The organism is Campylobacter sp. BCW_6460, from assembly GCF_001762705.1.
GTDB classification, from domain to species: domain Bacteria; phylum Campylobacterota; class Campylobacteria; order Campylobacterales; family Campylobacteraceae; genus Campylobacter_D; species Campylobacter_D jejuni.
In genome coordinates this window covers 18503-44107 of the sequence record NZ_MJXI01000001.1, presented here as the reverse complement: position 1 = coordinate 44107, position 25605 = coordinate 18503, and the positions used below count along the sequence as shown (strand labels likewise).

The 25605-nt window shown below is 31.0% G+C and carries 33 protein-coding genes and 1 pseudogene; 29 read left to right on the top strand and 5 right to left on the bottom strand.

The window, feature by feature from the left end; translation table 11 throughout:
- Positions 1 to 56 precede the first annotated feature (56 nt).
- From rplU to AJ881_RS09120, 29 genes and pseudogenes are all read left to right on the top strand, one after another.
- Complete coding sequence (gene rplU, locus AJ881_RS00265; RefSeq protein ID WP_002778820.1) at positions 57 to 365, top strand: 50S ribosomal protein L21; 309 nt, start codon at positions 57 to 59, stop codon at positions 363 to 365.
- Between the two features lie 10 nt (positions 366 to 375).
- Entirely contained in the window at positions 376 to 630 is a 255-nt protein-coding gene (rpmA, locus tag AJ881_RS00260) for a 50S ribosomal protein L27 (protein WP_002800974.1), read from the top strand.
- A gap of 107 nt (positions 631 to 737) precedes the next feature.
- Positions 738 to 1775: a GTPase ObgE gene (gene obgE / locus AJ881_RS00255; RefSeq protein WP_070282803.1), complete on the top strand. Its 1038-nt coding sequence runs from the start codon at positions 738 to 740 to the stop codon at positions 1773 to 1775.
- Positions 1776 to 1897: 122 nt separating this feature from the next.
- Entirely contained in the window at positions 1898 to 2653 is a 756-nt protein-coding gene (gene proB, locus AJ881_RS00250; protein ID WP_070282801.1) for a glutamate 5-kinase, read from the top strand.
- 73 nt (positions 2654 to 2726) lie between these two features.
- Positions 2727 to 3644, top strand: a complete 918-nt coding sequence (gene fmt / locus AJ881_RS00245; protein ID WP_044779843.1) for a methionyl-tRNA formyltransferase — start codon at positions 2727 to 2729, stop codon at positions 3642 to 3644.
- Complete coding sequence (locus tag AJ881_RS00240) at positions 3607 to 4260, top strand: biotin--[acetyl-CoA-carboxylase] ligase (RefSeq protein WP_002881382.1); 654 nt, start codon at positions 3607 to 3609, stop codon at positions 4258 to 4260. Before fmt ends, AJ881_RS00240 begins: the two co-directional genes overlap by 38 nt.
- Positions 4257 to 5042, top strand: coding sequence for a ParA family protein (locus tag AJ881_RS00235; RefSeq protein WP_070285326.1), 786 nt, complete (start codon positions 4257 to 4259; stop codon positions 5040 to 5042). The genes AJ881_RS00240 and AJ881_RS00235 overlap by 4 nt, the downstream gene beginning before the upstream one ends.
- A 5-nt stretch (positions 5043 to 5047) precedes the next feature.
- Entirely contained in the window at positions 5048 to 5884 is an 837-nt protein-coding gene (locus AJ881_RS00230) for a ParB/RepB/Spo0J family partition protein (protein WP_002871098.1), read from the top strand.
- 60 nt (positions 5885 to 5944) lie between these two features.
- Positions 5945 to 6370 (top strand): FoF1 ATP synthase subunit B', encoded by a 426-nt coding sequence (locus AJ881_RS00225; protein WP_002871099.1) that lies wholly within the window; start codon positions 5945 to 5947, stop codon positions 6368 to 6370.
- A 10-nt stretch (positions 6371 to 6380) separates the two neighbouring features.
- The gene (locus tag AJ881_RS00220; protein ID WP_002860937.1) at positions 6381 to 6893 is read left to right on the top strand and encodes a F0F1 ATP synthase subunit B; all 513 of its coding nucleotides are present in this window, start codon (positions 6381 to 6383) and stop codon (positions 6891 to 6893) included.
- Positions 6894 to 6895: 2 nt separating this feature from the next.
- A complete protein-coding gene (locus tag AJ881_RS00215; RefSeq protein ID WP_002871100.1) occupies positions 6896 to 7417 on the top strand; it encodes a F0F1 ATP synthase subunit delta in 522 nt (173 codons plus the stop codon).
- A 13-nt stretch (positions 7418 to 7430) separates the two neighbouring features.
- Positions 7431 to 8936, top strand: a complete 1506-nt coding sequence (atpA, locus tag AJ881_RS00210) for a F0F1 ATP synthase subunit alpha (RefSeq protein ID WP_044779841.1) — start codon at positions 7431 to 7433, stop codon at positions 8934 to 8936.
- A gap of 8 nt (positions 8937 to 8944) precedes the next feature.
- A complete protein-coding gene (gene atpG, locus AJ881_RS00205; RefSeq protein WP_070282800.1) occupies positions 8945 to 9829 on the top strand; it encodes an ATP synthase F1 subunit gamma in 885 nt (294 codons plus the stop codon).
- A gap of 24 nt (positions 9830 to 9853) precedes the next feature.
- Complete coding sequence (gene atpD, locus AJ881_RS00200; protein WP_002860940.1) at positions 9854 to 11251, top strand: F0F1 ATP synthase subunit beta; 1398 nt, start codon at positions 9854 to 9856, stop codon at positions 11249 to 11251.
- 3 nt (positions 11252 to 11254) lie between these two features.
- Positions 11255 to 11644 (top strand): ATP synthase F1 subunit epsilon, encoded by a 390-nt coding sequence (gene atpC / locus AJ881_RS00195; RefSeq protein ID WP_002871102.1) that lies wholly within the window; start codon positions 11255 to 11257, stop codon positions 11642 to 11644.
- Positions 11644 to 12198 carry a MotA/TolQ/ExbB proton channel family protein gene (locus AJ881_RS00190; protein WP_002854361.1) on the top strand — a complete coding sequence of 185 codons (555 nt, stop codon included), beginning with the start codon at positions 11644 to 11646 and terminating at the stop codon, positions 12196 to 12198. Before atpC ends, AJ881_RS00190 begins: the two co-directional genes overlap by 1 nt.
- An 8-nt stretch (positions 12199 to 12206) precedes the next feature.
- Positions 12207 to 12596, top strand: coding sequence for an ExbD/TolR family protein (locus tag AJ881_RS00185; RefSeq protein ID WP_002871103.1), 390 nt, complete (start codon positions 12207 to 12209; stop codon positions 12594 to 12596).
- Between the two features lie 2 nt (positions 12597 to 12598).
- On the top strand, positions 12599 to 13378 hold the full coding sequence (locus AJ881_RS00180; protein ID WP_002876984.1) for a TonB C-terminal domain-containing protein: 780 nt from the start codon (positions 12599 to 12601) through the stop codon (positions 13376 to 13378).
- 9 nt (positions 13379 to 13387) lie between these two features.
- Entirely contained in the window at positions 13388 to 14596 is a 1209-nt protein-coding gene (tolB, locus tag AJ881_RS00175) for a Tol-Pal system protein TolB (protein ID WP_002860943.1), read from the top strand.
- A gap of 76 nt (positions 14597 to 14672) precedes the next feature.
- Positions 14673 to 15170: a peptidoglycan-associated lipoprotein Pal gene (pal, locus tag AJ881_RS00170; RefSeq protein ID WP_002851617.1), complete on the top strand. Its 498-nt coding sequence runs from the start codon at positions 14673 to 14675 to the stop codon at positions 15168 to 15170.
- Between the two features lie 3 nt (positions 15171 to 15173).
- Positions 15174 to 16121: a tetratricopeptide repeat protein gene (locus AJ881_RS00165; protein ID WP_002871105.1), complete on the top strand. Its 948-nt coding sequence runs from the start codon at positions 15174 to 15176 to the stop codon at positions 16119 to 16121.
- Between the two features lie 13 nt (positions 16122 to 16134).
- Positions 16135 to 16698 (top strand): peptidylprolyl isomerase, encoded by a 564-nt coding sequence (locus AJ881_RS00160; protein WP_002871106.1) that lies wholly within the window; start codon positions 16135 to 16137, stop codon positions 16696 to 16698.
- A 47-nt stretch (positions 16699 to 16745) separates the two neighbouring features.
- On the top strand, positions 16746 to 17618 hold the full coding sequence (locus AJ881_RS00155) for an ACP S-malonyltransferase (RefSeq protein WP_251821814.1): 873 nt from the start codon (positions 16746 to 16748) through the stop codon (positions 17616 to 17618).
- Positions 17615 to 18304 (top strand): aminodeoxyfutalosine nucleosidase, encoded by a 690-nt coding sequence (gene pfs, locus AJ881_RS00150; protein ID WP_002859787.1) that lies wholly within the window; start codon positions 17615 to 17617, stop codon positions 18302 to 18304. The genes AJ881_RS00155 and pfs overlap by 4 nt, the downstream gene beginning before the upstream one ends.
- Positions 18301 to 19056: a tRNA 2-thiocytidine(32) synthetase TtcA gene (locus AJ881_RS00145; protein ID WP_002860947.1), complete on the top strand. Its 756-nt coding sequence runs from the start codon at positions 18301 to 18303 to the stop codon at positions 19054 to 19056. Before pfs ends, AJ881_RS00145 begins: the two co-directional genes overlap by 4 nt.
- A gap of 4 nt (positions 19057 to 19060) precedes the next feature.
- The gene (locus tag AJ881_RS00140) at positions 19061 to 19582 is read left to right on the top strand and encodes an isochorismatase family cysteine hydrolase (protein WP_002785057.1); all 522 of its coding nucleotides are present in this window, start codon (positions 19061 to 19063) and stop codon (positions 19580 to 19582) included.
- Entirely contained in the window at positions 19582 to 20196 is a 615-nt protein-coding gene (gene recO / locus AJ881_RS00135; protein ID WP_002851895.1) for a recombination protein RecO, read from the top strand. The genes AJ881_RS00140 and recO overlap by 1 nt, the downstream gene beginning before the upstream one ends.
- Complete coding sequence (ybeY, locus tag AJ881_RS00130) at positions 20193 to 20597, top strand: rRNA maturation RNase YbeY (protein ID WP_070282796.1); 405 nt, start codon at positions 20193 to 20195, stop codon at positions 20595 to 20597. The genes recO and ybeY overlap by 4 nt, the downstream gene beginning before the upstream one ends.
- Positions 20598 to 20687: 90 nt before the next feature.
- Positions 20688 to 22048, top strand: a pseudogene (locus tag AJ881_RS09120) (Cj0814 family flagellar-dependent secreted protein).
- Here AJ881_RS09120 and AJ881_RS00115 read toward each other — a convergent pair.
- From AJ881_RS00115 to accD, 5 genes are read right to left on the bottom strand one after another with little or no spacing between them, the layout of a single operon-like run.
- Complete coding sequence (locus AJ881_RS00115; protein ID WP_044779835.1) at positions 22045 to 22962, bottom strand: tRNA dihydrouridine synthase; 918 nt, start codon at positions 22960 to 22962, stop codon at positions 22045 to 22047. The pseudogene AJ881_RS09120 and the gene AJ881_RS00115 sit on opposite strands and share 4 nt — an antisense overlap.
- The gene (locus tag AJ881_RS00110; protein ID WP_053872323.1) at positions 22959 to 23945 is read right to left on the bottom strand and encodes a hypothetical protein; all 987 of its coding nucleotides are present in this window, start codon (positions 23943 to 23945) and stop codon (positions 22959 to 22961) included. The genes AJ881_RS00115 and AJ881_RS00110 overlap by 4 nt, the downstream gene beginning before the upstream one ends.
- The gene (dksA, locus tag AJ881_RS00105; RefSeq protein WP_002851949.1) at positions 23935 to 24297 is read right to left on the bottom strand and encodes a molecular chaperone DnaK suppressor DksA; all 363 of its coding nucleotides are present in this window, start codon (positions 24295 to 24297) and stop codon (positions 23935 to 23937) included. Before dksA ends, AJ881_RS00110 begins: the two co-directional genes overlap by 11 nt.
- Positions 24298 to 24308: 11 nt before the next feature.
- Complete coding sequence (locus tag AJ881_RS00100; protein WP_002867813.1) at positions 24309 to 24758, bottom strand: 23S rRNA (pseudouridine(1915)-N(3))-methyltransferase RlmH; 450 nt, start codon at positions 24756 to 24758, stop codon at positions 24309 to 24311.
- Position 24759: 1 nt separating this feature from the next.
- Positions 24760 to 25602, bottom strand: coding sequence for an acetyl-CoA carboxylase, carboxyltransferase subunit beta (accD, locus tag AJ881_RS00095; protein WP_070282792.1), 843 nt, complete (start codon positions 25600 to 25602; stop codon positions 24760 to 24762).
- Positions 25603 to 25605: the final 3 nt, after the last annotated feature.

Here is a 25605-nt window from a genome sequence, read left to right as displayed (position 1 = left end):
CTTTTAAATCCGTTATTGCGGTGCTTTATGGTACTACCAATTTATAAGGAAAAGCAATGTATGCTATTATCAAACACAGTGGAAAGCAATACAAAGTAAGTGTTGGCGATGAGCTAAAACTAGATCACTTTGAAGCTGAAAGCAAAGCAAGTATTGAAGTAAGTGAAGTTCTTGCTATCAATGATAAAGAATTAAAGGTAGGTGCGCCTTTCGTAGCAGGTGCAAAAGTTGTTTTGGAAGTGATCAATCACGGAAAAGATAAAAAAGTTGTGATTTACAAAAAAAGACGCAGAAAAGATTCTAAACTCAAACGCGGTTTTAGAAGACAATTTACTCGCGTTGTAGTAAAAGATATCAAAGCTTAAGGAGTAAAGAATGGCACACAAGAAAGGTCAAGGTTCAACTCAAAATAACCGCGATTCTATAGGTCGTCGTTTAGGTGTTAAAAAATTTGGTGGTGAGTTTGTTAGAGCTGGAAATATCATCATCCGCCAAAGAGGAACTGCAACTCATGCAGGTAACAATGTAGGTATGGGAAAAGATCATACTATCTTTGCTCTAATTGATGGTTTTGTAAAATTCGAAAGAAAAGATAAAGATAGAAAAAAAGTTTCTGTATATCCTGCATAAGTTTTCAGGACGCTTTTTTAGCGTCTTGAAAACTTTAAATTTATAAATTTAACTTCTTTTATTTACTCAAATTTAGCTTTATAAATTTAAAGTCAAAGGCAATTTAAATGTTTATTGATAGTGTTAAAATTACTTTAGCTTCAGGCGATGGTGGCAAAGGCGCTGTAAGTTTTCGCCGTGAAAAACATGTTCCACTCGGTGGCCCTGATGGAGGAGATGGTGGAAATGGTGGTGATATTATTTTCGTATGTGATAATAATACCCACACTCTTGTAAATTTCAAAGGCAAAAGAGAATTACGCGCACAAAATGGTGCTGGTGGAATGGGACGCAATAAAAATGGCAAAAAGGGTGAAAATTTAGAACTTATAGTGCCCGAAGGAACACAAGTTATCGATGCGCAAACTAATGAAATTTTACTCGATCTTACCAAAGAAGGACAAAGAGAGCTTTTTTTAAAAGGTGGAAAAGGCGGACTTGGCAACACTCATTTTAAACACGCCACTAATCAACGCCCCGATTACGCACAACCTGGTATAAAAGGAGAAAGTCGCTTAGTTAGACTTGAACTTAAACTTATTGCCGATGTAGGGCTTGTGGGCTTTCCAAATGTGGGAAAATCTACTCTTATAAGCGTTGTTTCAAATGCAAAACCTGAAATTGCAAATTATGAATTTACCACCCTTACTCCAAAACTTGGACTCGTAGATGTAGATGAGTATAATTCCTTTGTTATGGCTGATATTCCAGGGATTATCGAAGGAGCAAGTGGGGGTAAAGGCTTAGGACTTGCCTTTTTAAAGCACATAGAAAGAACGAGCTTTTTACTTTTCGTGCTAGATCCTATGAGGCAAATGCCTTTAAAAGAACAATTTATAGTACTAAGAAAAGAACTTGAAAAATTTTCCAATGAACTTTTTGGGCGTAAATTTGGCATCATGATTTCAAAAAGTGATAGTGTTAGTTTAGGAGAAGAATTTGCCGAGCAAATTGCTTTAAACATTAATGAGTTAGAAAATTATCTCAAAGAAATAAATAATCCGCAAAGCTTTTTAATCAAAGTCTCAAGTCTTGAAAAAATAGGACTTAAAGAACTTAAATTCATGCTTTTAGAAGAAATTAAAACTTTAAGAAATAACAAATAAAAATTTTAACAATCTAGGAAGTGTTTTATATTAAAAGTTTCAAACACTCCCTATTTTTTCAAACAATAACTAGTTTATATGAAATTTTGGCTAAAATTATAAAAATTTTTCAAGGAATAAGCATGAAAAGAATAGTTGTTAAAGTGGGTTCTCATGTGATTAGCGAAGAAAACACTTTAAGTTTTGAGCGTCTTAAAAATTTAGTCGCATTTTTAGCTAAACTCATGGAAAAATATGAAGTGATTTTAGTAACTTCAGCAGCGATTTCAGCAGGACACACCAAACTAGATATCGATAGAAAAAACCTCATTAATAAACAAGTTTTAGCCGCTATTGGACAACCTTTTTTAATCAGTGTTTATAACGAGCTTTTAGTCAAATTTAATAAACTAGGTGGACAAATTTTACTTACAGGTAAGGATTTTGACTCTAGAAAAGCTACCAAACACGCAAAAAATGCTATCGATATGATGATAAATTTAGGAATTTTGCCTATTATCAATGAAAATGACGCTACAGCTATAGAAGAAATTGTCTTTGGTGATAATGATAGCTTAAGTGCTTATGCTGCGCATTTTTTTGATGCGGATTTGCTTGTGATTTTAAGCGATATTGATGGATTTTACGATAAAAATCCTAGCGAATTTAGTGATGCAAAACGTTTAGAAAAAATCACTCATATCAAAGAAGAATGGCTGCAAGCAACCATAAAAACAGGCAGTGAACACGGAACAGGCGGTATAGTAACCAAACTTAAAGCAGCTAAATTTTTACTTGAACACAATAAAAAAATGTTTTTAGCAAGTGGCTTTGATTTAAGTGTGGCAAAGACATTTTTATTAGAAGATAAACAAATAGGTGGAACTTTGTTTGAGTGATTAATTTATTAAATTCTCTTTTAAAATCAAATAAGTTATAATTAAAACTTTTAATTTCACACAAAGCGAAAAAATGAAAAAAATTATTTTTATGGGTACTCCATCTTACGCAACTTGTATTTTAAAAGCACTAGTAGAAAATGAAAATTTTAAACTCGTAGCACTTTTTACCCAGCCTGATAAAGCTGTAGGTAGAAAGCAAATTTTAACTCCAAGTAATACTAAGGCTTTTTTAAGTCAAAATTATCCTAGTATTCCTATTTTTACTCCAAGTTCTTTAAAAGATGAAAATATTATAAGAGAGATTAAGGATTTAAATCCTGATTTTATCGTGGTTGCTGCCTATGGAAAAATTTTACCTAAAGCCATTTTGGATTTAGCACCTTGTGTGAATTTGCACGCTTCTTTACTTCCAAAATACCGTGGTGCCAGTCCGATCCAAAGTGCGATTTTAAATAAAGATGAAAAAAGTGGAGTTTGCACCATGCTGATGGAAGAAGGGCTTGACACAGGTGCTATACTTGAAAGCTTAGAATGTGATATAAAAGATAAAAATTCAAGTGAAGTTTTTGAACTTTTAGCAAATTTGGCCGCTAAGCTCATCCTCTCTACTCTTTTAAATTTCGATAAAATCACCCCTAAAAAACAAGAGGAAAGTCTAGCAACACTTTGTAGAAAAATCAAAAAAGAAGATGGACTTATAAATTTGCAAAATGCAAGAGAACTTTATCAAAAATATCTAGCTTTTACTCCTTGGCCTGGAGTTTTTTTGGAAAATGGACTTAAATTCTTAGAGCTTGAACTTGTGGATGAATTAAAACAAAATGTTAAGATGGGTGAAATTTTAGAATTGGAAAAAGAAAGTTTTTTGCTTGCTTGTAAACAAGGAGTTTTGCGTATTAAAAAACTTCAAGAAAGTGGAAAAAAAGTTCTTGATGGTAGGACTTATTTAAATGGAAAAAGGCTTAAAAGTGAAGATAGTTTGTGTTGAAAGTATAGACTCAACTCATCTTTTTTTATGCAAGCAAATACGCAATGGAAAGATTGATGGAAATTTTGCTATTTATGCTTTAGAACAAACAAATGGAGTTGGAAGTAGGGAAAATTCTTGGCAAAGCTCTAAAGGAAATTTACATCTTTCTTTTTGTATTAAAGAAGAAGATTTACCAAAAGATTTACCTTTGGCCTCTGTGAGCATTTATTTTGCTTATTTACTTAAAGAAGTTTTACAAGAAAAAGGTTCTAAAATTTGGCTTAAATGGCCTAACGATCTATATTTAGATGATAAAAAAGCTGGAGGAGTTATAAGTGCTAAAATTTCAAATTTTATCATAGGTGGTATGGGTTTAAATCTTAAATTTGCACCCCAAAATACAGCTTTTTGTGATATAGAAATTTCGCTTAAAGATTTAGTGAGTGAGTTTTTGCAAAAAGTAGAAAAAAAAAATTTATGGAAGAATATTTTTAGCAAGTATATGTTAGAATTCGAAAAATCAAGAAAATTTAGCGTCCATCATGAAGGTAAAGTTTTTTCACTTGAAAATTCTTTTTTGTATGAAGATGGTTCAATTTTACTAGGTGATAAAAGGGTGTATAGTTTAAGATGAACGAAATTATTACAATAGCAAATCAAAAAGGTGGAGTAGGAAAGACTACAACAGCAGTAAATTTAGCCGCTTCTTTGGCTGTGGCTGAAAAAAAAGTACTTTTGATCGATGTTGATCCGCAAGCTAATGCGACTACAGGACTTGGTTTTAATCGTAATAATTATGAGTATAATATTTACCATGTTTTTATAGGAAGAAAAAAGCTTTCAGATATTATTTTAAAAACAGAATTGCCACAACTTCATTTAGCTCCTTCAAATATAGGTCTTGTAGGTATAGAACAAGAGCTTGCTAAAGGTGAAAATAATGAGAAAAAAATGCTGCTTAAAAATCAAATTCAAGAAGTGATTGATGAGTATGATTTTATTATTATTGATTCTCCGCCTGCTCTTGGAAGTATTACTATAAATGCTTTTGCAGCAAGCGATAGTGTAATTATCCCTATACAGTGTGAATTTTATGCGCTTGAGGGTGTAGCTATGGTTTTAAATACAATTAAAATTATCAAAAAAACTATTAATTCTAAACTCAGGGTTCGTGGATTTTTACCGACAATGTATAGCTCTCAAAATAATCTTTCTAAAGATGTTGTAGATGATTTGAAACAAAATTTTAAAAAACAACTTTTTACTATTAATGGAAACGAAGATGACTTTATTGTGATCCCTCGCAATGTAAAACTTGCAGAAAGTCCAAGTTTTGGAAAGCCTATAATTCTTTATGATATTAAATCGCCAGGTTCTGTTGCTTATCAAAATTTGGCGTATTCTATATTAGGATAATTATAATGGGGTTAAATAAAGATAGGGGTTTAAGCAGTTTAATCAGTGATATGGATACTGTTTATAGTAAAGAATTGGGTTTTGATAAAAATCAAAGCACTATGATAGAAATTGATCAAATTTCACCCAATCCATTTCAGCCAAGAAAGAAATTTGATCAAGAAGCTTTAGATGAGCTTGCTAATTCTATCAAAGAATTTGGACTTATTCAGCCTATTATTGTATTTAAAAAAAATAGTAAATTTATTTTAATTGCTGGAGAACGTCGCTTAAGAGCAGTGAAAGCATTAGGAAAAAAAGAAATTCTAGCTTTTATTGCTGATATTGATGAGAATAAGCTTAGAGAATTGGCTCTTATTGAAAATATACAAAGAGAGAATTTAAACCCTATTGAGCTTGCTAATTCTTATAAGGATTTAATGCAAGTTCATAAAATTACACAAGAGAATTTAGCAGAACTTATTCATAAGTCTCGTACTCAAATAACAAATACTTTAAGACTTCTGAATTTAGATATTAGAACTCAAGAGTTGATTGCTTCTGGAAAAATTTCTCAGGGTCATGCTAAAGTTTTGGTTGGTTTAGATCAAAAAGATGAAAAAATGTTGGTTGATAGTATAATAGGTCAAAAACTTAATGTTAGAGATACCGAAAAAATAGTTAAAAAAATAAAAAATAATGAAAGCTTACCTAATCAAGAATTTGAAGATGAAATAAAGAAATTAAAACACATACTAAATCGCTTTGGATTTGACTGCAAAAATAAAAATAATGATTTTGTAATTCATTTAGAAAATATTGATAAAATTAAAAAATTAATCAAAATGCTTGAAAAGTTTTAACCAAAATCTTAGCTTTTTTATGGTAGAATAGTCCTTCAAAAATTCTAACCAAGGAGAATTATGTTTGAAGATATGCATCCTTCCATAATGCTTGCTACTATGGCTATTTTTTTAGCTATGATAGTTATTTTAAATAGTATGCTGTATAAGCCACTTTTAAAATTTATGGATGAAAGAAATGATTCTATAGAAAATGACGAGAATAAAGTAAAAGAAAATTCTCAAGAAGTTTTAGATGTGAATAATGAATTAGAAGCTATTCATATTAACACTAGAGAAGAAATTCAAAAAATTAAACAAAGTGCTATAGCTACTGCTAAAGAAGAAGCGGAGCAAATTCTTAGAAGCAAGAAAGAAGAATTAGAAAGAAAAATGGCCAGCTTTTATGCAGATTTAGCTATTCAAAAACAAGAATTACAAGAACATTTAAACATACATTTACCTGAGCTTAAGCAAGCTTTGCAAAATAACATAAAGAGAATTTAAGAGGAGAGAAATGAGTAAGTTATTCTTTATTATATTTTTGCTACCTTTGTATGCTTTTGGTGCATCAAATGTTAGTGGAGAATATGATATTATTCCAAGGACTATTAATTTTCTAATTTTTGTGGCTATATTGTATTATTTTGTTGCAACTCCATTTAAAAATTTTTACAAAAACCGTATTGTAAAAATTTCTTCTAAGCTTGATGAAATTCAAAAAAAACTTTTAGAAAGTAAAGCTAAGAAATTAGATACGATGAAAAAACTTGAAGAAGCTAAAGCAAATGCTGCTGCTGCTTTAGTTACAGCAAGAAAAGAAGCTGAAATCTTAGTTCAAAATATTAAGAAAGAAACTCAAGATGAGTTGGATTTGCTTCAAAAACATTTCGAGGAACAGAAAGATTATGAATTTAGAAAAATGGAAAAAGAATTAGTATCAAATACTTTAAATGAAATTTTTTCTGATCCAAATATGACATTAAAACAGAGTGAAATAATAGAACTTATGATGAAGAAGGTATCTTAAATATGGAAAATATAATTGCAAGAAGATATGCAAAAGCGATAGCTTCAAGAGCTGATATAAATGATTTTTATCAGAATTTGTGTATTTTAAATTCTGCTTTTGTTTTGCCAAAATTTAAAAATATTATAGAATCTAATGAGATTAAAAAAGAAAGAAAAATGGAATTTCTTGATTCTTTTTTTGATATTAAAAATTCTAGTTTTCAAAATTTTTTAAGACTTTTGATTGAAAATTCAAGATTAGAATGCATTCCTCAAATAGTTAAAGAACTTGAAAGACAAAAAGCTTTTAAAGAAAATATTTTTGTTGGTATTGTATATTCTAAAGAAAAATTAAATCAAGAAAATCTTAAAGATCTTGAAGTAAAACTTAATAAAAAATTTAATGCAAATATTAAATTAAATAATAAAATCAGTCAAGATGATAGCATTAAAATAGAATTGGAAGAATTAGGTTATGAACTTTCTTTTTCTATGAAAGCTCTTCAAAATAAGCTAAATGAATATATATTGAAAATTATCTAAGGAGAAAAAGTAAATGAAATTTAAAGCTGATGAGATCAGTTCAATAATCAAAGAAAGAATTGAAAATTTTGATTTAAATCTTGAAATTGAAGAAACAGGAAAGATTATTTCTGTAGCTGATGGTGTTGCTAAGGTATATGGACTTAAGAATATTATGGCTGGAGAAATGGTAGAATTTGAAAATGGTGATAAAGGAATGGCCTTAAACCTTGAAGAGTCGAGTGTAGGTATTGTTATACTTGGAAAAGGAGAAGGTTTAAAAGAAGGTGCTTCTGTAAAAAGACTTAAGAAATTACTTAAAGTTCCAGTAGGTGAGGCTTTGATCGGTCGTGTTGTAAATGCTTTAGGTGAACCAATTGATGCTAAAGGTGTAATCAATGCTAATGAATATCGTTTTGTTGAAGAAAAAGCAAAAGGTATTATGGCGAGAAAAAGTGTTCATGAGCCTTTGCATACAGGAATTAAAGCTATTGATGCGCTTGTGCCAATTGGTCGTGGTCAAAGAGAGCTTATCATAGGTGATAGACAAACAGGTAAAACTACTGTTGCTGTTGATACTATTATATCTCAAAGAGGTCAAGGGGTTATCTGTATATATGTTGCAATTGGTCAAAAGCAAAGTACAGTAGCACAAGTGGTTAAAAGACTAGAAGAACATGGTGCTATGGGATATACTATTGTTGTAAATGCTGGTGCTTCAGATCCTGCAGCTTTACAGTACTTAGCTCCATATACTGGTGTAACCATGGGCGAATTTTTTAGAGACAATGCAAAACATGCTTTAATTGTTTATGATGATTTGAGTAAGCACGCTGTAGCTTATCGCGAAATGTCTTTGATTTTGCGTCGTCCCCCAGGTCGTGAAGCTTATCCAGGCGATGTTTTTTATCTTCATTCAAGATTGCTTGAAAGAGCAAGCAAGCTAAATGATGAATTAGGTGCTGGTTCTTTGACGGCATTGCCGATAATTGAAACACAAGCAGGAGATGTTTCTGCTTATATTCCAACTAATGTTATTTCAATTACAGATGGACAAATTTTCTTAGAAACTGATTTATTTAACTCAGGAATTCGTCCTGCAATCAACGTTGGTTTATCGGTATCTCGTGTAGGTGGGGCTGCTCAAATTAAAGCTACAAAACAAGTTTCAGGTACATTAAGACTTGACCTTGCCCAATATAGAGAGCTCCAAGCTTTTGCACAATTTGCTAGTGATTTAGATGAGGCAAGTAGAAAACAACTTGAACGTGGACAAAGAATGGTTGAACTCTTAAAACAACCACCTTATTCTCCGCTTAGCGTTGAAAAACAAGTAGTTTTAATTTTTGCAGGAACCAAAGGTTTCTTAGATGATATTGCTGTTTCTAGAATTAAAGAATTTGAAGATGGAATTTATCCTTTTATTGAGGCAAAACATCCAGATATTTTTGAGCAAATTCGCTCTAAAAAAGCTTTAGATTCTGACTTGGAAGAAAAACTAACTAAAGCCATTAATGAGTTTAAAGCAAATCATTTATAAGGTCTTTTATGTCTAATTTAAAAGAAATTAAAAGAAAAATTAAAAGTGTTCATAACACTCAAAAGACTACAAATGCTATGAAGCTAGTTTCTACTGCTAAGTTAAAAAAAGCAGAAGAAGCAGCTAAAAGATCAAAAATTTATGCACAAAAAATCGATGAAATTTTGAGTGAAATTTCATTTCAGATTAATAAAATTGTTCACAATGAAGATGATATGCGTTTATCTTTGTTTCGTAAAAAAGAACAAATTAAAACCGTAGATTTAATATTTATCACTGCAGATAAAGGTTTATGTGGTGGTTTTAATATTAAGACTTTAAAAACAGTAAGTGAAATGCTAAAAGAATATGAAGCAAAAAATATTAATATTCGTCTTAGAGCTATAGGTAAAACTGGGATTGAATATTTTAATTTTCAAAAAATAGAATTGTTAGAGAAATATTTCCATCTTAGTTCTAGTCCTGATTATGAGAAAGCATGTGAAGTAATTCATGCTGCTGTAGATGATTTTTTAAATGGAAATACAGATGAAGTGATTTTAGTTCATAATGGTTATAAAAATATGATTACCCAAGAACTTAAAATTAATCATCTTATTCCAGTTGAACCAAAGAGTATTAAACAGACTCATAATTCTCTTTTAGAGCTTGAACCGGAAGGAACTGAGCTTTTAGAAGATTTAATGAAAACATATTTTGAGTATAATATGTATTATGCGTTAATCGATTCTTTGGCGGCAGAGCATAGCGCAAGAATGCAAGCTATGGATAATGCAACTAATAACGCAAAGGCAAGAGTGAAACAACTAAATTTAGCTTATAACAAAGCAAGACAAGAATCTATTACTACTGAGCTTATAGAAATTATCAGTGGTGTTGAATCAATGAAATAGTAAATTTTAAGGAGAAGATAAATAATGCAAGGATTTATTTCACAGGTATTAGGTCCGGTTGTTGATGTAGATTTTAACGACTATTTACCTCAAATTAATGAAGCAATTGTTGTAAATTTTGAAAGTGAAGGAAAAAAGCATAAACTTGTTTTAGAAGTAGCAGCTCATTTAGGAGATAATAGAGTTAGAACTATTGCTATGGATATGACAGATGGTTTGGTAAGGGGCTTAAAAGCTGAGGCTTTAGGTGCTCCTATTAGTGTTCCCGTTGGTGAGAAAGTTTTAGGAAGAATTTTCAATGTTACTGGAGATTTGATTGATGAAGGTGAAGAAATTCCTTTTGATAAAAAATGGGCAATTCATAGAGATCCGCCAGCTTTTGAAGATCAAAGCACAAAAAGTGAGATTTTTGAAACAGGAATTAAAGTTGTAGATTTACTTGCTCCTTATGCAAAAGGTGGTAAAGTAGGTCTTTTTGGCGGTGCAGGTGTTGGTAAGACTGTTATTATTATGGAGCTTATTCACAATGTTGCATTTAAGCATAGCGGCTATTCTGTATTTGCAGGTGTGGGTGAGAGAACTCGTGAAGGAAATGACCTTTATAATGAAATGAAAGAAAGTAATGTTTTAGACAAAGTTGCTCTATGTTATGGACAAATGAATGAACCACCAGGGGCAAGAAATCGTATTGCTTTAACAGGTTTAACAATGGCTGAGTATTTTAGAGATGAAATGGGTCTTGATGTGCTTATGTTTATTGATAATATCTTTAGATTTTCACAATCAGGTTCTGAAATGTCAGCACTTTTAGGAAGAATTCCATCAGCTGTGGGTTATCAACCAACCTTAGCAAGTGAAATGGGTAAATTCCAAGAAAGAATTACTTCAACTAAAAAAGGCTCAATTACTTCAGTTCAAGCTGTTTACGTTCCAGCTGATGACTTAACCGATCCAGCTCCAGCAACTGTTTTTGCTCACTTAGATGCTACAACAGTTTTAAATAGAGCTATTGCTGAAAAGGGTATTTATCCTGCAGTTGACCCACTTGATTCAACTTCAAGAATGCTTGATCCAAATATCATTGGAGAAGAACATTATAAAGTTGCTCGTGGTGTTCAATCAGTACTTCAAAAATACAAAGATTTACAAGATATCATTGCCATTTTAGGTATGGATGAGCTTAGCGAAGAGGATAAACTTGTAGTTGAAAGAGCAAGAAAGATTGAAAAATTCTTATCACAACCATTTTTCGTTGCAGAAGTTTTCACGGGTAGCCCAGGAAAATATATAAGTCTTGAAGATACAATAGCAGGATTTAAAGGAATTTTAGAAGGTAAATATGATCATTTACCAGAAAATGCTTTCTATATGGTTGGAAATATAGATGAAGCTATTGCAAAAGCAGATAAATTAAAAGGTTAATTTATGAATGATTTGATTAATTTCGAGATAGTTACGCCTTTGGGTGTAATCTATCAAGGAGAAGTAAAATCTGTTACTTTACCAGGTAGCGAAGGAGAATTTGGCGTGCTTAAAGGACATGCTGCTTTGGTTTCTTCTTTAAAATCTGGAGTAATTGATATTGAAAAAGCTGATTTAAATCATGAATTAATTGCTATTGATGCTGGACATGCAAAGGTAGATGAAGATAAGATTTGCGTGCTAGCAAAGGGTGCGATTTGGATTTGTGGAAGTGATGAAAGTGAGATTGAAAAAAATCTTGCTCAAGCAAAAGATTTGATTAAATCTATGAGTTCTGATAATGTAGCCTTAGCAGCAACTTTTTCAAAATTTGATAATGCAAGGATGCATTAATGAATTTTGAAGCTATATTTCATTTTTTCAATAGTTCAAGTATTATTACTTATATAGTTTTATTATGGCTTTCTTTATATTTTATTTTAGCGTTTAGTATTTTGTTTGCTAGATTGACTTATTTGGCTACATGGAGAAATAAGGAAAAAGAAAGTTTAGAAACTTTGCTCTTGGGTGAGAAGGATTTAAGTCGTACTGATTCGATTTTAAGAAAATGCAATGATACAACTTCAAATCATTTAGAAATTTATAAAAATTTAGCAAGTCGTCGCGCTTCTGCTGGACTTACTTGGCTTAGTATTATTGCTTCAACTTCACCTTTTATAGGTCTTTTTGGGACAGTTATTTCTATACTTGAAACTTTTGGTGGGCTTGGAACTCAAAATTCTTTAAGTATCATAGCTCCTAAAATCAGCGAGGCTTTAGTTGCTACAGGTTGTGGTATTTTAGTAGCAATTCCTGCTTATACATTTCATCTCATCATTAAAAGAAAAGCTTTTGAACTTTTAAGCATTATTGATAGCGAGATTAAAGTTATAAGTTCGAGTAAATAAGGTTAAAAATGCCATTTGATGATGAAAAACCTGAACTTAATATCACACCTTTAGTAGATATTATGCTTGTATTGCTTGCGATTTTAATGGTAACAGCTCCAAGCATTACTTATGAAGAAAAAATTAATCTTCCACAAGGTAGTCAAAAAAATACTAGTGCTCCAACTGTTAAGAGTTTAATTATTAGTGTTAATGCAAAAAAAGAAATTTTTTTAAATCAAGAAAAATACGATTTTATAAGTTTTGCTGACAATCTTGCTCAAAGAAAAGCACAATTTAATACCGAAGATCCGGTTTTTATACGCGCTGATAAAAGCTTAAAATATGACGATGTTATTTCAGTCTTAAGAAGTGTAAAAAATTTAGGATTTAATAAAGTTGCTTTACAGACTGAATAATCATGAAAAATTATGGTTTGAGTAATTTAAATTCGTTTTTACTTGCTTTAGCAATATATATTAGTATAGTAATTCTTGTTTTTTTTAGACTTGTAAGCGAGGTTGAACCTGCTATACAATATACTGATATAAAAGATAGTTTTGTAGATATTGAACTTGCTGAACCATCAAAACAAGTTATTACTCAAAGCAACACTCCTAAAGAAATACAAAAACCAACAGAGCAAATTGATATAGAAAAGCTTTTTGCTCAGACTACAAATAAAACAGTTAAAACCGAAGATATTGACCAAAAGGCAAGTAATTTTAATGAGCTTTTTGGAAATATCAAAGAAATACAAGAAGAAAAGACTACAAAAATTCAATCAAGTGCTAAATCAGGAGCTTCTAGTGCCCCAAAACCTCAAGCTTCCGAACTTGTAAAGCAACTTAATGATAGTTTACTTCAAGAAGAAAGTTCAACGCAAGGCGAAAGCACAAAGGCGCAAAAGATTGGAATTTATGATGAATTTTTAGGGAAAGTTGTGCGTATTATCACTCAAAGATGGACTCAGTATTATCCAAATAGTGAAAAAATTTCTGTTAAGGTAAAAATTTTTATTGATGAAAATGGAAAATTTGGCTATACTTCAGTTGAAAAAAGTGGGAATCCTTTATATGATGCTAAAGTGGCTGAATTTTTAGAAAGTCAAAAAGGTAAATTTATTACTTATCCTCCGCAAAATAAAAATATAAGCATTACCATGAATTTAAGAGATGAAGCAAAAGTTAAAAATGATTAGGAGAAAAAAATGAAAAAAATTGTAGCAATTTTTTTAGTCTTTTTAGGAAGTCTTTGGGCAGAAGATCCAGTGATTGATGTTGTTAATTCTGGTGTAGTTTTACCAAAGATTATTGTTAAAGATAATTCAAATTTAAGTGATGAGAATTTAAAGAAAAGCTTTTATAATATCATTGTGAACGATTTGAAAGTAAGTTCAAACTTTGAAGTTGTTGCTAATGCAACTGAGACAAGTAATTATACTTTTGAATACGCTTTAAATAAAAATGGTAACACTTTGAGTTTAAATGTAAAAATAAAAGCTGGCGGTTCTGATAAGTCAGAGCAAACTTATACTTTAAATGGTTTAGAGCAATATCCATTTTTGGCACATAAAAGCGTCAAAGCTTCTGTAAATGCGTTAGGACTTGCACCTGTTGATTGGATGGATCATAAAATTTTGATCGCGAGAAATTCTAGCTCTAAGAAAAGTCAAATTATTATGGCTGATTATACTTTAACTTATCAAAAAGTTATTGTTGATGGTGGGCTTAATTTATTTCCAAAATGGGGAAATAAAGAACAAACTCTATTTTATTATACAGCTTATGATCATGATAAGCCAACTTTATACCGTTATGATTTAAATACCAATAAAGCTAGTAAAATTTTATCAAGCGGCGGTATGGTTGTAGCAAGTGATGTGAGTGTAGATGGAAGTAAACTACTTGTTACCATGGCTCCAAAAGATCAGCCTGATGTTTATTTATATGACTTAAATACCAAAAATCTAACACAATTAACTAATTATTCTGGTATTGATGTTAATGGAAATTTTATTGGCTCAGATGATAGTAAAGTGGTATTTGTAAGCGATCGTTTAGGATATCCTAATATTTTTATGCAAGATTTAAATAGCAATAGTGCTGAACAAGTTGTTTTTCATGGTAGAAACAATTCGGCTGTTTCGACTTATAAAGATTTTTTGGTTTACTCAAGTCGTGAACCAAATCAAGCAGGTGTTTTTAATATTTATTTGATGTCAATTAATAGTGATTATATTCGTCAACTTACAGCAAATGGAAAAAATTTATTTCCAAGATTTTCTAGTGACGGTGGAAGTATAGTATTTATTAAATATTTAGGTGCGCAAAGTGCTTTAGGTGTTATTCGTGTAAATGCAAATAAGACTTTTTATTTTCCTCTTAGGGTTGGAAAAATTCAATCAATTGATTGGTAAAAATTTCAATTTTAGGTTAAAATTAATTAAAAATTAGATATAATAGTAAGAATTTATTAACTTTGAAAGGTCATAAATGAAAAAAATTCTTTTTACTTCAATTGCAGCTCTTGCAGTTGTTATTAGTGGTTGTAGCACAAAAAGCACTAGCGTAAGCGGTGATAGTAGTGTTGATTCAAATCGTGGTTCAGGTGGAAGTGATGGTTGGGATATTGATTCAAAAATTTCTCAACTTAATGATACTTTAAATAAAGTATATTTTGATTTTGATAAATTCAACATTCGTCCTGATATGCAAAATGTTGTAAGCACGAATGCTAATATCTTTAACACTGAAGTAAGCGGTGTAAGTATTACTGTTGAAGGAAACTGCGATGAGTGGGGAACTGATGAATATAACCAAGCTCTAGGTTTAAAAAGAGCAAAAGCTGTAAAAGAAGCTTTAATCGCTAAAGGTGTAAATGCTGATAGAATTGCTGTTAAAAGCTATGGAGAAACAAATCCTGTGTGCACTGAAAAAACTAAAGCTTGCGATGCGCAAAACAGACGTGCTGAATTTAAATTATCAAGATAATTAATGAAAAAAATATTCACAGTAGCTCTTCTTGGAGCTACTTTACTTTATGCAGAAAGCTCAGCTTTTGGTGCAGGAGATATAACAAGCAATTCTTCTTATGGTTTAACTTCAAATGAAAAATTATTTAAAGAAAAGTTAGATAATTTAAATAATGAAAATATACAAACAAATGCTAGAATTAATGAAATTAACGAAAGAATCGAGGGTTTACAAAGCACTTTAGAAGGTATAAATTCTCAATATGCTAAATCAAATTCTAGATTAAGTCAAGTTGAAGAGAATAATCAAAATATTGAAAATAATTTTACTAGTGAAATTCAAAAATTAAAGGCTTATGTTGAAGAAAGTAGAAAAATTCAAGAAGCTAATAATAAGCAAGTAAAAAAAGTTTTAGCCGAACTTAGTTCTTTAGTAGATGCTATTAATGCAAATTATATTTCTAAAAACGAATTAAATGATGCAAATTTAAGCGTTAAAACTATTACACCTAGTGTTGTTGTTTCAACTACAGATTCAAATAGTACCATTGAAAACAATAATACTCAAAATACCCAAGATGATAAAGCAAAACAAATTGATGAATCTTGGAAAAAGAAAAAAAATAATGAAATTTTAGAATTAGCGATAAAAGATGTTGATAAAAATGCTTTTGAAGATTCCAAAGCAAAATTAAATTTTCTCATAACAAAGCAGTATAAACCTGCAAGAGCAAATTTTTGGTTAGGGGAGATCGAGTATAAACAAAAAAATTATAACAATGCTATTGTTTATTATAAAAAAAGTTCTTCTTTGAGTACAAAAGGGGATTATTTCCCAAAACTTTTATATCATACTGCCATTTCATTGGATAAAACAGGTGATACAAAAACAGCAAATGGTTTTTATAAAGCTTTAAAAACTAATTATCCAAATTCACCCGAAGCAAAAGCTTCACCTAATAGAAAATAATTAAGGAGATAAAATGGCTATAGAAAAAAATAGTGTAGTTTCAATGTTTTATGAGTTAAAAGATGCAAATACAAATGAAGTTTTAGAATCAAATTTATATTCTCAACCTATTTCTTTTATTTTAGGCAAAGGTCAGATTTTAGAAAGCTTAGAAGAAGAAGTGATGAAGCTTGATTGTCCTAGCAATGCTGATGTGGTAATTAAAAAAGAAAAAGGTTTAGGCGAATACGATGAAAATGCCGTTCAAACTTTACCAAAAGAGCAATTTGCAGGTATTGATTTAAAGGTAGGTATGGAGCTTTTTGGCGAAGGTGAAAATGGCGAAACTGTTCGTGTAACTGTAAAAGAAATTAGTGAAAATGATGTGACAATTGATTATAATCACCCTTATGCGGGTCGTGATTTGCTTTTTTCTTTAAATATCGTAGATGCTAGAGCTGCAAGTGAAGATGAAATTCTTACAGGTATTATCGCAGGAAGTCATAGTTGTGGTTGTGGAAGCGGACATGGACACGATCATCATCACGGACACGGTGGTGGCGGTTGCTGTGGTGGTGGCGGTTGCGGTTGTCATTAATGAAGACCGCGTTTATATTTCCAGGTCAAGGCTCACAAAGTCTTGGCATGGGAAAAGATTTTTATGAAAACTCTATAAAAGCCAAAGAACTCCTTCAAAACGCAAGTGATTTTTGTAAGATTGATTTTAAACATTTGCTTTTTGAAGAAAACGAAAAACTCAATCAAAGTGAATTTACTCAACCCGCCATCGTTTTAAATTCCTTAATGGCTTATAGTGTTTTACTTGAAAAAAAACCTGATTTAAGTTCGAAATTTGCTTTAGGGCATTCTTTGGGAGAATTTTCAGCCTTAGCTGTCAATGATGCTTTTGATTTTTTAGAGGCTCTTTCTTTGGTCAATAAAAGAGGGCTTTTTATGCAAGAAGATTGTGCAAAAGTTGAAGCAGGTATGATGGTGGTTTTGGGGCTTGATGATGAAAAGGTTGAAGAGCTTTGTCAAAAAGCACAAAAAGAAAACAAGCAAATTTTCGCTGCAAATTATAACTGCGATGGACAAATCGTTGTAGCAGGTTTAAAACCTGATTTAGCAAGTTATGAAAGTGTATTTAAAGAAGCAGGAGCTAAAAGAGCTATGCTTTTAAATATGAGCGTGGCAAGTCATTGTCCTCTTTTGGAAAATGCTTCAGCTAAGCTTTGTGTGGAGCTTGAAAAGGTGTTAAAACCAAATTTTAAAGCCGTAATTTCTAATGCAAATGCTAAAATTTATACAAGCAAAGAAGAAGCCCTTGAACTTTTAAAAGCACAACTTATCTCTCCTGTGCTTTATAAACAAAGCATTAAGGCATGTGAAAATGAAGTAGATTATTTCATAGAATTTGGTGCAAGCGTGCTTAAGGGTTTGAATAAAAAAATCACTTCAAAAGAAACTTATGCTTTAACAAATATGAATGATATTGATGAATTTTTAAAGGTTATATGATGAAAATAGCAATTTTAGGAGCCATGAGTGAAGAAATCACTCCTTTGCTTGAAACACTTAAAGATTATACAAAAATAGAACACGCTAATAATACTTATTATTTTGCAAAGTATAAAAATCATGAACTTGTTTTAGCGTATTCTAAAATCGGCAAGGTAAATTCTACTCTTAGTGCTAGTGTGATGATAGAAAAATTTGGCGCACAAGCTTTGCTTTTTACAGGAGTTGCAGGTGCTTTTAATCCTGAACTTGAAATTGGTGATTTGCTTTACGCAACAAAATTAGCTCAATACGATCTTGATATTACCGCTTTTGGGCATCCTTTGGGTTTTGTTCCAGGTAATGAAATTTTTATCAAAACCGATGAGAAATTAAACAATCTTGCTTTAGAAGTTGCTAAGGAATTAAATATCAAACTTCGTGCAGGTATTATTGCAACGGGTGATGAGTTTATTTGCGATGAAGCAAAAAAAGCAAAAATTAGAGAAATTTTCAATGCGGATGCTTGTGAAATGGAAGGCGCAAGTGTGGCTTTGGTTTGTGATGCTTTAAAGGTGCCTTGTTTTATCTTAAGAGCTATGAGTGATAAAGCAGGGGAAAAGGCTGAATTTGATTTTGATGAATTTGTGATCAATTCAGCTAAAATTTCAGCCAATTTTGTGCTTAAAATGTGCGAGAAATTATGATAAATCTTAGCAAAAAACTCATACGCCAAGTTGCACAAGCTAATGCTAAATTTGGACTTATTAAAGATGGAGATAGGGTTCTTTTAGGGCTTAGTGGCGGGAAAGATTCTTTGGCTTTAGCCCATCTTTTAAATCGTATGCAAGCTCATGCTCCTTTTAAATTTGAACTTGAAGCGGTAACTTTGAGTTATGGCATGGGCGAGGATTATTCTCATCTTCATGCACATTGTGAAGAACACGGCATTAAACATAGCGTGCTTGATTCAAATATTTATGAAGTTTCAGGCGATACCATAAGAGAAAATTCAAGTTTTTGTAGTTATTTTTCGAGAATGCGTCGTGGAGCTTTATATACTTACGCTCTTGAAAAAGGTTTTAACAAGCTTGCTATAGCCCATCATTTAGATGATGCAGCAGAAAGCTTTTTTATGAATTTTATTCATAATGGAGCTTTAAGAACCTTAGCGCCTATTTATCAAAGCAAACGCGGTGTAATTGTGATACGCCCTTTGATTTTTGTGCGAGAAAGACAGCTTAGGGATAATGCTACACAAAATGAACTTAGCGTGATAGGAAATGAATTTTGTCCTGGTATGAAACTCAGCGAAAAAAATGTAAAATTCCCCCACGCTAGAGAAGAAGCTAAACAGCTTTTAGCAAATTTAGAAAAAGATCATCCTAAGCTTTTTACAAGTTTAAAAACCGCTTTTGCCAATTTACACACGGAGAGTTTTTGGCTTCAAAAGGCATAAAAGCATGAAAAAAGCTTTTGTTTTAGTGGATTATCAAAATGATTTTATTGATGGAAGTTTAGGTTTTGATAAGGCTTTAAAAATCAAAGAAAATATTCTTAAAGCCTTAAATCAAATCGATTTTAATAACACGCATTTGCTTTTAACCTATGATACGCATGATGAGCATTATCTACAAAGTAAAGAAGGTTTAAATTTACCTGTAAAACATTGTATTAAAGAGAGTTTGGGTTGGCAAATGCCAAAGGAATTTGAACCTTTTTTACAAAAAGCTCATAAAATTTTTTATAAAAATACTTTTGGTAGCTTAGAACTAGCTAATTTCATACAAAAAAGCGATTATGAAGAACTTCATTTTGCAGGGCTTGTTTCTCATATTTGTGTGTTTTGTAATATCATTTTAGCTTTTGGCGCTAAGCCTAATGCAAGGATAATTTTACACCAAAATTTAAGTGCAAGTTTTGATGAAAATTTAGAAAAATCCGCTTTTGATATACTTAGGGCTTATGGTATTGAAATTGTTTAATGCAAGGCTTTATACTTCATACTCAAAAAGTTAAAGATGAGGATTTGATCGTTTATATTTTAAGTCCTAAAATGCTTATTAAGGCTTATCGTTTTTATGGACTTAGACATTCTAGTATTTTAAGCGGCTATAAAATCGACTTTGCTTTAGAAGAAAATCCTAGTTTTTTACCAAGACTTAAAGATGTATTGCATTTGGGATTTTTATGGATTATGCAAAGGGATAAAATGCTTATTTGGCAAGAATTTATCCGTCTTTTATATAGACACTTAAAAGATGTGGAAGAGCTTGATAGTTTTTATTTTGATTTACTTGATGAGTGTGTGAAAAGGTTTGAAAAACAAAATCCAAAGCGTGTTATTGTTGATGCTTATTTAAAAATTTTGGAATTTGAAGGAAGATTGCATAAAGATTTTTTTTGTTTTGCCTGTGATGAGAAAATTCAAAATTCCATTACATTACTAAGGGCTTTTTTACCTTCGCATTCTCAATGTGCTTTAGGATTTGAGTTTGAAGAGAAAAAACTAAAACAATTTTATAGCAGTAAAAATTGTGCGATTTTTGATGATGAAGAAATAGAAAATTTATATCATTTGATTAAGGAAGGTTTATGATATTAAGTAATGAAAAATGTGATTTTTTAGAATCTATAGCAAGTTTTTTAAGTCCTAAAGATGTGGAGCTTGTCTTTGTGGATAGTAAAGAAATGCAAGAAATTAACTTAGAGCAAAGAAAACAAGATAAAACCACTGATGTACTTTCTTTTCCGCTTGAAAATATCGATGAGAGTTTGCCTTTGGGTTCTGTTGTGATCAATGTGGATTTGGCAAAAGAAAAGGCTAAAGAGTTAGGGCATAGCTATGAAGAAGAAATAAGCTTGCTTTTTATCCACGCTATGCTTCATTTGTTAGGTTTTGATCATGAAAATGATAATGGAGAAATGAGAGAAAAAGAGAAAGAACTTATAGAGCATTTTAATTTACCTAAAAGTTTGATTGTAAGGACTTTGGGATAACTCTACCCCAAAACGGAACAGATTTTGCTTATATTATTTATATAAATATATTTAGGTTGAAGGCAAAAAAATCTAAATTAAGGGATTAATATGAGTATCTTTAGTATCAATGATAACTCAAACTATGGTTCTATACTTTTACAAGCAAAAGCTAATAAAGAAAGTAAAGAAAATTCCAAAATAAGTTTTGCTAATGCTTTTTTAAAACAAAATGCCAGCAAGTTAAGTGATATAGAAAGTAAAAATTCACAAACTCTAGCAAGAAGTGAAATATTAAGTAACAACAATGCATTAAGCAATAATTCAAATTCTACTAATATATCAAATAGTAGTAATACTAACCTTAGTATTAATAATGCTACTAAAACAAGTTCTCCTAATTATGATATATCAAGTGAATTTAAAAACTCTATTTATACTCTAAAATATAAACAAGCAGATACAAGCAATATTGTATCTTTAGCTTATGGTTATGGAGTAGATGCTAATGGTTATATGGGAAGTGATTTTAACAAAGCCGCAGGATTACCTGAAGATTTTAAGATACATAAATCTACTTTGGATGAGATTAAAAAAGCTGCTGAAAATGAACCTTATATTGCAGATATGAAACAATATTTTGGTGTAAGTGAGTATTATACTAATATCGATATGGCTGAAACCATAAAACAATATTATAATCTTTTTCCAATGCTTTAGGTCAAAGTTTTCCAAATGATAAAACAAGTTTTAGTGAAGCAGATATAAATTCTATGCCTAGTGGTTATGGTGTAAGTGGAACGCAATCAATGGACTTTAATGATCCAAGCAATAGAATGAATATCACCCACTTAAGAGATTTCTCAAATTCTTTAATTTCAAATGTTTATCAAACCCCTGAACAAGCAAAAGAAGCTAATGAAATTTGGTTTGATTCAGGATGTATGATCAAGGGATTATCATCTGAGACTTTAGGTCTATCCTTAGAAGAAATCAAAAATGTTTCTAAAGGTGAAGATTGGCAATTTAATCCTGATATGTCAGTTTATCCGCAAAATGAAGATGGAAGTTATTCTAAAGAAGCTTTGTTTATGAGTTTTTTAAAATCTCAAGGTGGTCAACCTGTTGAGAGTCCAAAAACCACACTTAATCCCACAATAGAAGCTTATAATAGGGCTATGGCTAAAGAGAGTTTTAGTGGTCCAGCCATACACTTAGATAGTATTATGACAAGTAAAAGTGACTTTAAAAGCTTTTTTAGATACTGGGCAGAGCGTGGCATAGAAGAAGGTGATTTATATATGTATGAAAATAACATTCCTAAAGAATCTGCTATGGGTAATTGGGCTTTAGATGCTGAAATTAAACAAGCCATTGCCAATGGCTGGAAAGCAAAACCTAGCACCATTAACTCCTACGCTGATTCTATAATGGATAGACTTAATAATCTTATAGGACAAACTAGGGTTTAGAAAAAATTTTCGATTTTTTCTTGCATTATCTTAGCATCATTGATACGATTGACTTCATCTCTAAAGGCTGAAGCGTCTTTATGCCCTTTAGAATACTCGTGTAAATGCTTGCGAAATATACTTACACCTTGATCTTTGTAGTGTTTTATCATTTCATCAAAATGAGTGAGTATGATTTCTTTTTTGAGTTTTTCATCTACACTTTTACCGCTTTTGATTTCATAAAATATCCAAGGATTTCCTACGCTTGCACGCCCTATCATGAGTCCATCACATTTTGTGATTTTATAAACTTCTTTAGCGTTTTGTGCGTTAATATCGCCATTTGCAATCACAGGAATTTTCACGCTCGCTTTAGCATTGGCAATGGATTCATAATCGGCTTTTCCGCTATAAAGCTGTTTTCTTGTGCGTCCATGAATACTTACAAAATCCACACCCAAGCTTTCACAAATTTTAGCCATTTTTTCAGGATATTTTTCATTAAATCCTAGTCGAAATTTCACACTTGTAAGGCTTTTTTTATTGTTTTCTTTAATCACTCCTACAAGATTTTTAAAAAGCTCTAAATTTTCTAGCAAAGCACTGCCAGCGCATTGTTTAACAACTTTATTTACAGGGCAACCGCAATTAAAATCGATCCCATCTACAAAATCCATTTCATTTAGCATTTGCACTGCTTTTTTTAGCACTTCTTTATCTCCGCCTGCAATTTGGACTATATAAGGATTTTCTAATTCAGCTCTTTCTAGCATATGTAGAGTTTTAGAACTTTCATAAACTAAGGCATTAGAACTTATCATTTCACTTATGGTAATATCAGCACCAAATTTTTTTACTACATTACGAAAAGGCAGATCTGAAAAACCTGCCATAGGAGCTAAAAATAAAGGTTTTTTGCTAAAATCTATCATTGTATGAGTTGGTTTAGATTGATTTTGATATTTTTTTCACGCAAGGCTAAAAAGGCCTTAAAATCATTAAATTTCTTATCATCATTGTGAATTTGCTCTCTTAACTCATCTAAAAGTCCAAATTCAGCTAAAAGATATAAATGTGCTCTTAAAGCTTCGCTTTTTTCATTTTTAATTTTGTTAAAAATTCCTAAAATAGCATCAGGATTTAAAAGTTTGGTGCTTAGTTTTGCTGCGTTAAGATAGTCTTTTTCGCTTAGTATATTGTGTGAAAGTAAAACTTCGTATTCTGCTGCACTAAGTTCTAAATTTCCTTCTTTAAAACGCTTGATAAGTGTGAGAACTTCAGAAGGCTTTTTAGGGATTTTTACATTTTTAATTTGTTCATAACTAGCTTTTTCTATAAGAGTGTTAAAAGCAATTTCTTCAAATTCATCTTTGATTTCATTAAGGTTTTTAAGTTTGCTATAGGCGTAATTTGCATCGTTTTTGAGATGATTTTTTTCATTTTGCAGATATAAAACATTGTTATTTTCGAGTTTAAATTTGCTAAGGTTAAAAAATTCGTTTTTATTTAAACCATCAATAAGATCTAAAATTTCGTTGATTTTATTTGAGTGTGGAATTTTTTCATGTGTTTTTATGGTTTTAAAAAGTTGCGCTACAGCTCTAAATTCTTTTGTTTGAAAAGTGGTTTTAAGATCTTTTTCAAGGAGTAAATCTTGAGTATAAGATTCAAATTTAGCTGCATCTTTAAAAAAATGCTTAAATTTTAAATAACGCAAAAATCCATAAAATGCTATGTGTAAAACGGCTAAAATCATATAAACAAATAAAGGAATAACAAGCCATATCATAATAGGTAGTTCAAAGGTATAAGTACTGATATTTAGAGTATAGCTTCCTAGTTCTAGATGCCAAGCAAAGGCAAAAATAAGTGCTATATAAATAAAACTTGCAAGTAAGAAGAGTTTAATTTTCATGTTTTTTTCCTTGTTCTGCAATTTGACGGCAAGTGATACAATATCTTGCGTGAGGTTTGACTTTTAGTCTTTGAGAGTCGATTTCATCATCGCAAGATTCACAAATTCCATAAGTGCCGTTTTTGATTTTATCTAAAGAATCTTCGATTTCTATGAGTTCTTCTTTAAGATTGGTGCTGATAGCAAAGTCAATTTGAGAGCCTGTTTCTATGACAGAAAAATCTACACTATCGCTTGGGACGCTATTGTGAAGAGCTTCGATTTCATTTGAATTGCTTTGCAAATTTTCTAAGATGGCTTTTTTTCTTTCTTCTAAAATATTTTTGAAATTTTGTATTTCATTTTTTTTCATTTTAAAACTTTCTATTTGTGATAAGGGTGATTGTTGTTGATGCAAAATGCACGATAAATTTGTTCTAAAAGTAAGGTTTTAACAAATTGATGTGCTAAAGTAAGTTTGCTTAATGATAGTCTAAAATCCAAACTTTGATTAAATTCTTCTCTTAAACCATAAGCACCGCCTATAAAAAAACTTAATTCATTTTTATCTTGGATGAGTTTTGCAAATTCTATACTTGTAAGTTCTTTTCCTCTTTCATCAAGAGCGATACAATAGCCTTTTTTATAAGGCATAAAAGCTTCTTCATAGCTTTTTTTTGCTTCTATGGCATTTAAATTTTGAGCTAAGGCTATTTTTTTATTAAAAACATTTATTTCTTTTAAAGTGGCGTATTTAGAAATAAGTTTAGAGTATTTCTCACTCCAAGTTTTAAATTCATCACTTTTTTGAATACAAAAGATATTAACTTGCAAATTATTTTCCACTAAAAAATTTTAGTACATCGCTAAGATATTGTTTTTGTTCTCCTCTTTCAACTATGGCATCTATAAGTCCATGTTCTAACAAGAACTCTGCTTTTTGAAAGCCTTCAGGTAAATCTGCTCCTATAGTTTGTTTGATAACTCTTGCACCAGCAAAACCTACTAAAGCTTCAGGTTCGGCGATGATTAAATCTCCAAGCCAAGCAAAAGAAGCACTTACCCCACCCATAGTAGGATCAGTTAAAATGCTAATATAAGGAAGTTTTTCTTTGCTAAGAAGTTTAAGTGCGGCACTAGTTTTGCTCATTTGCATCAAAGAATAAGTACTTTCTTGCATTCTAGCTCCACCGCTTGCACTTACGATGACAAGAGGAGTTTTGCTTGTGATGGTTCTTTGTATAGCTCTAACGATTTTTTCTCCTTCAACAGAACCTAAAGATCCGCCCATAAAAGAAAAATCAAATACAACAAGTTGGGTTTTTAAACCATTGATTTCACATTCTCCACTGATGACAGAACTTTTTCTACCTGTTTTACTTTCACCTTCGCTAAGGCGTTTTTTATAGGATTTGCTATCAACAAATTTTAAAGGATCTATAGCCTCTAAATTTGCATCATACTCAATAAAACTGCCTTCATCGCTTAAAAGTTTAATACGTTCATCAGCTGAAATTCTCATGTGATAATTACATTTAGGGCAAACATTAAAACAAGATTCTATTTCTTTATAATACATCAAAGCATGACAACTTTGGCATTTTATCCAGTGATTTGGAGCTTCTTTAACGCTAGGTTGTTGTCTTCTTATTTTTGAAAAAATATCTGCAAAATTCATATA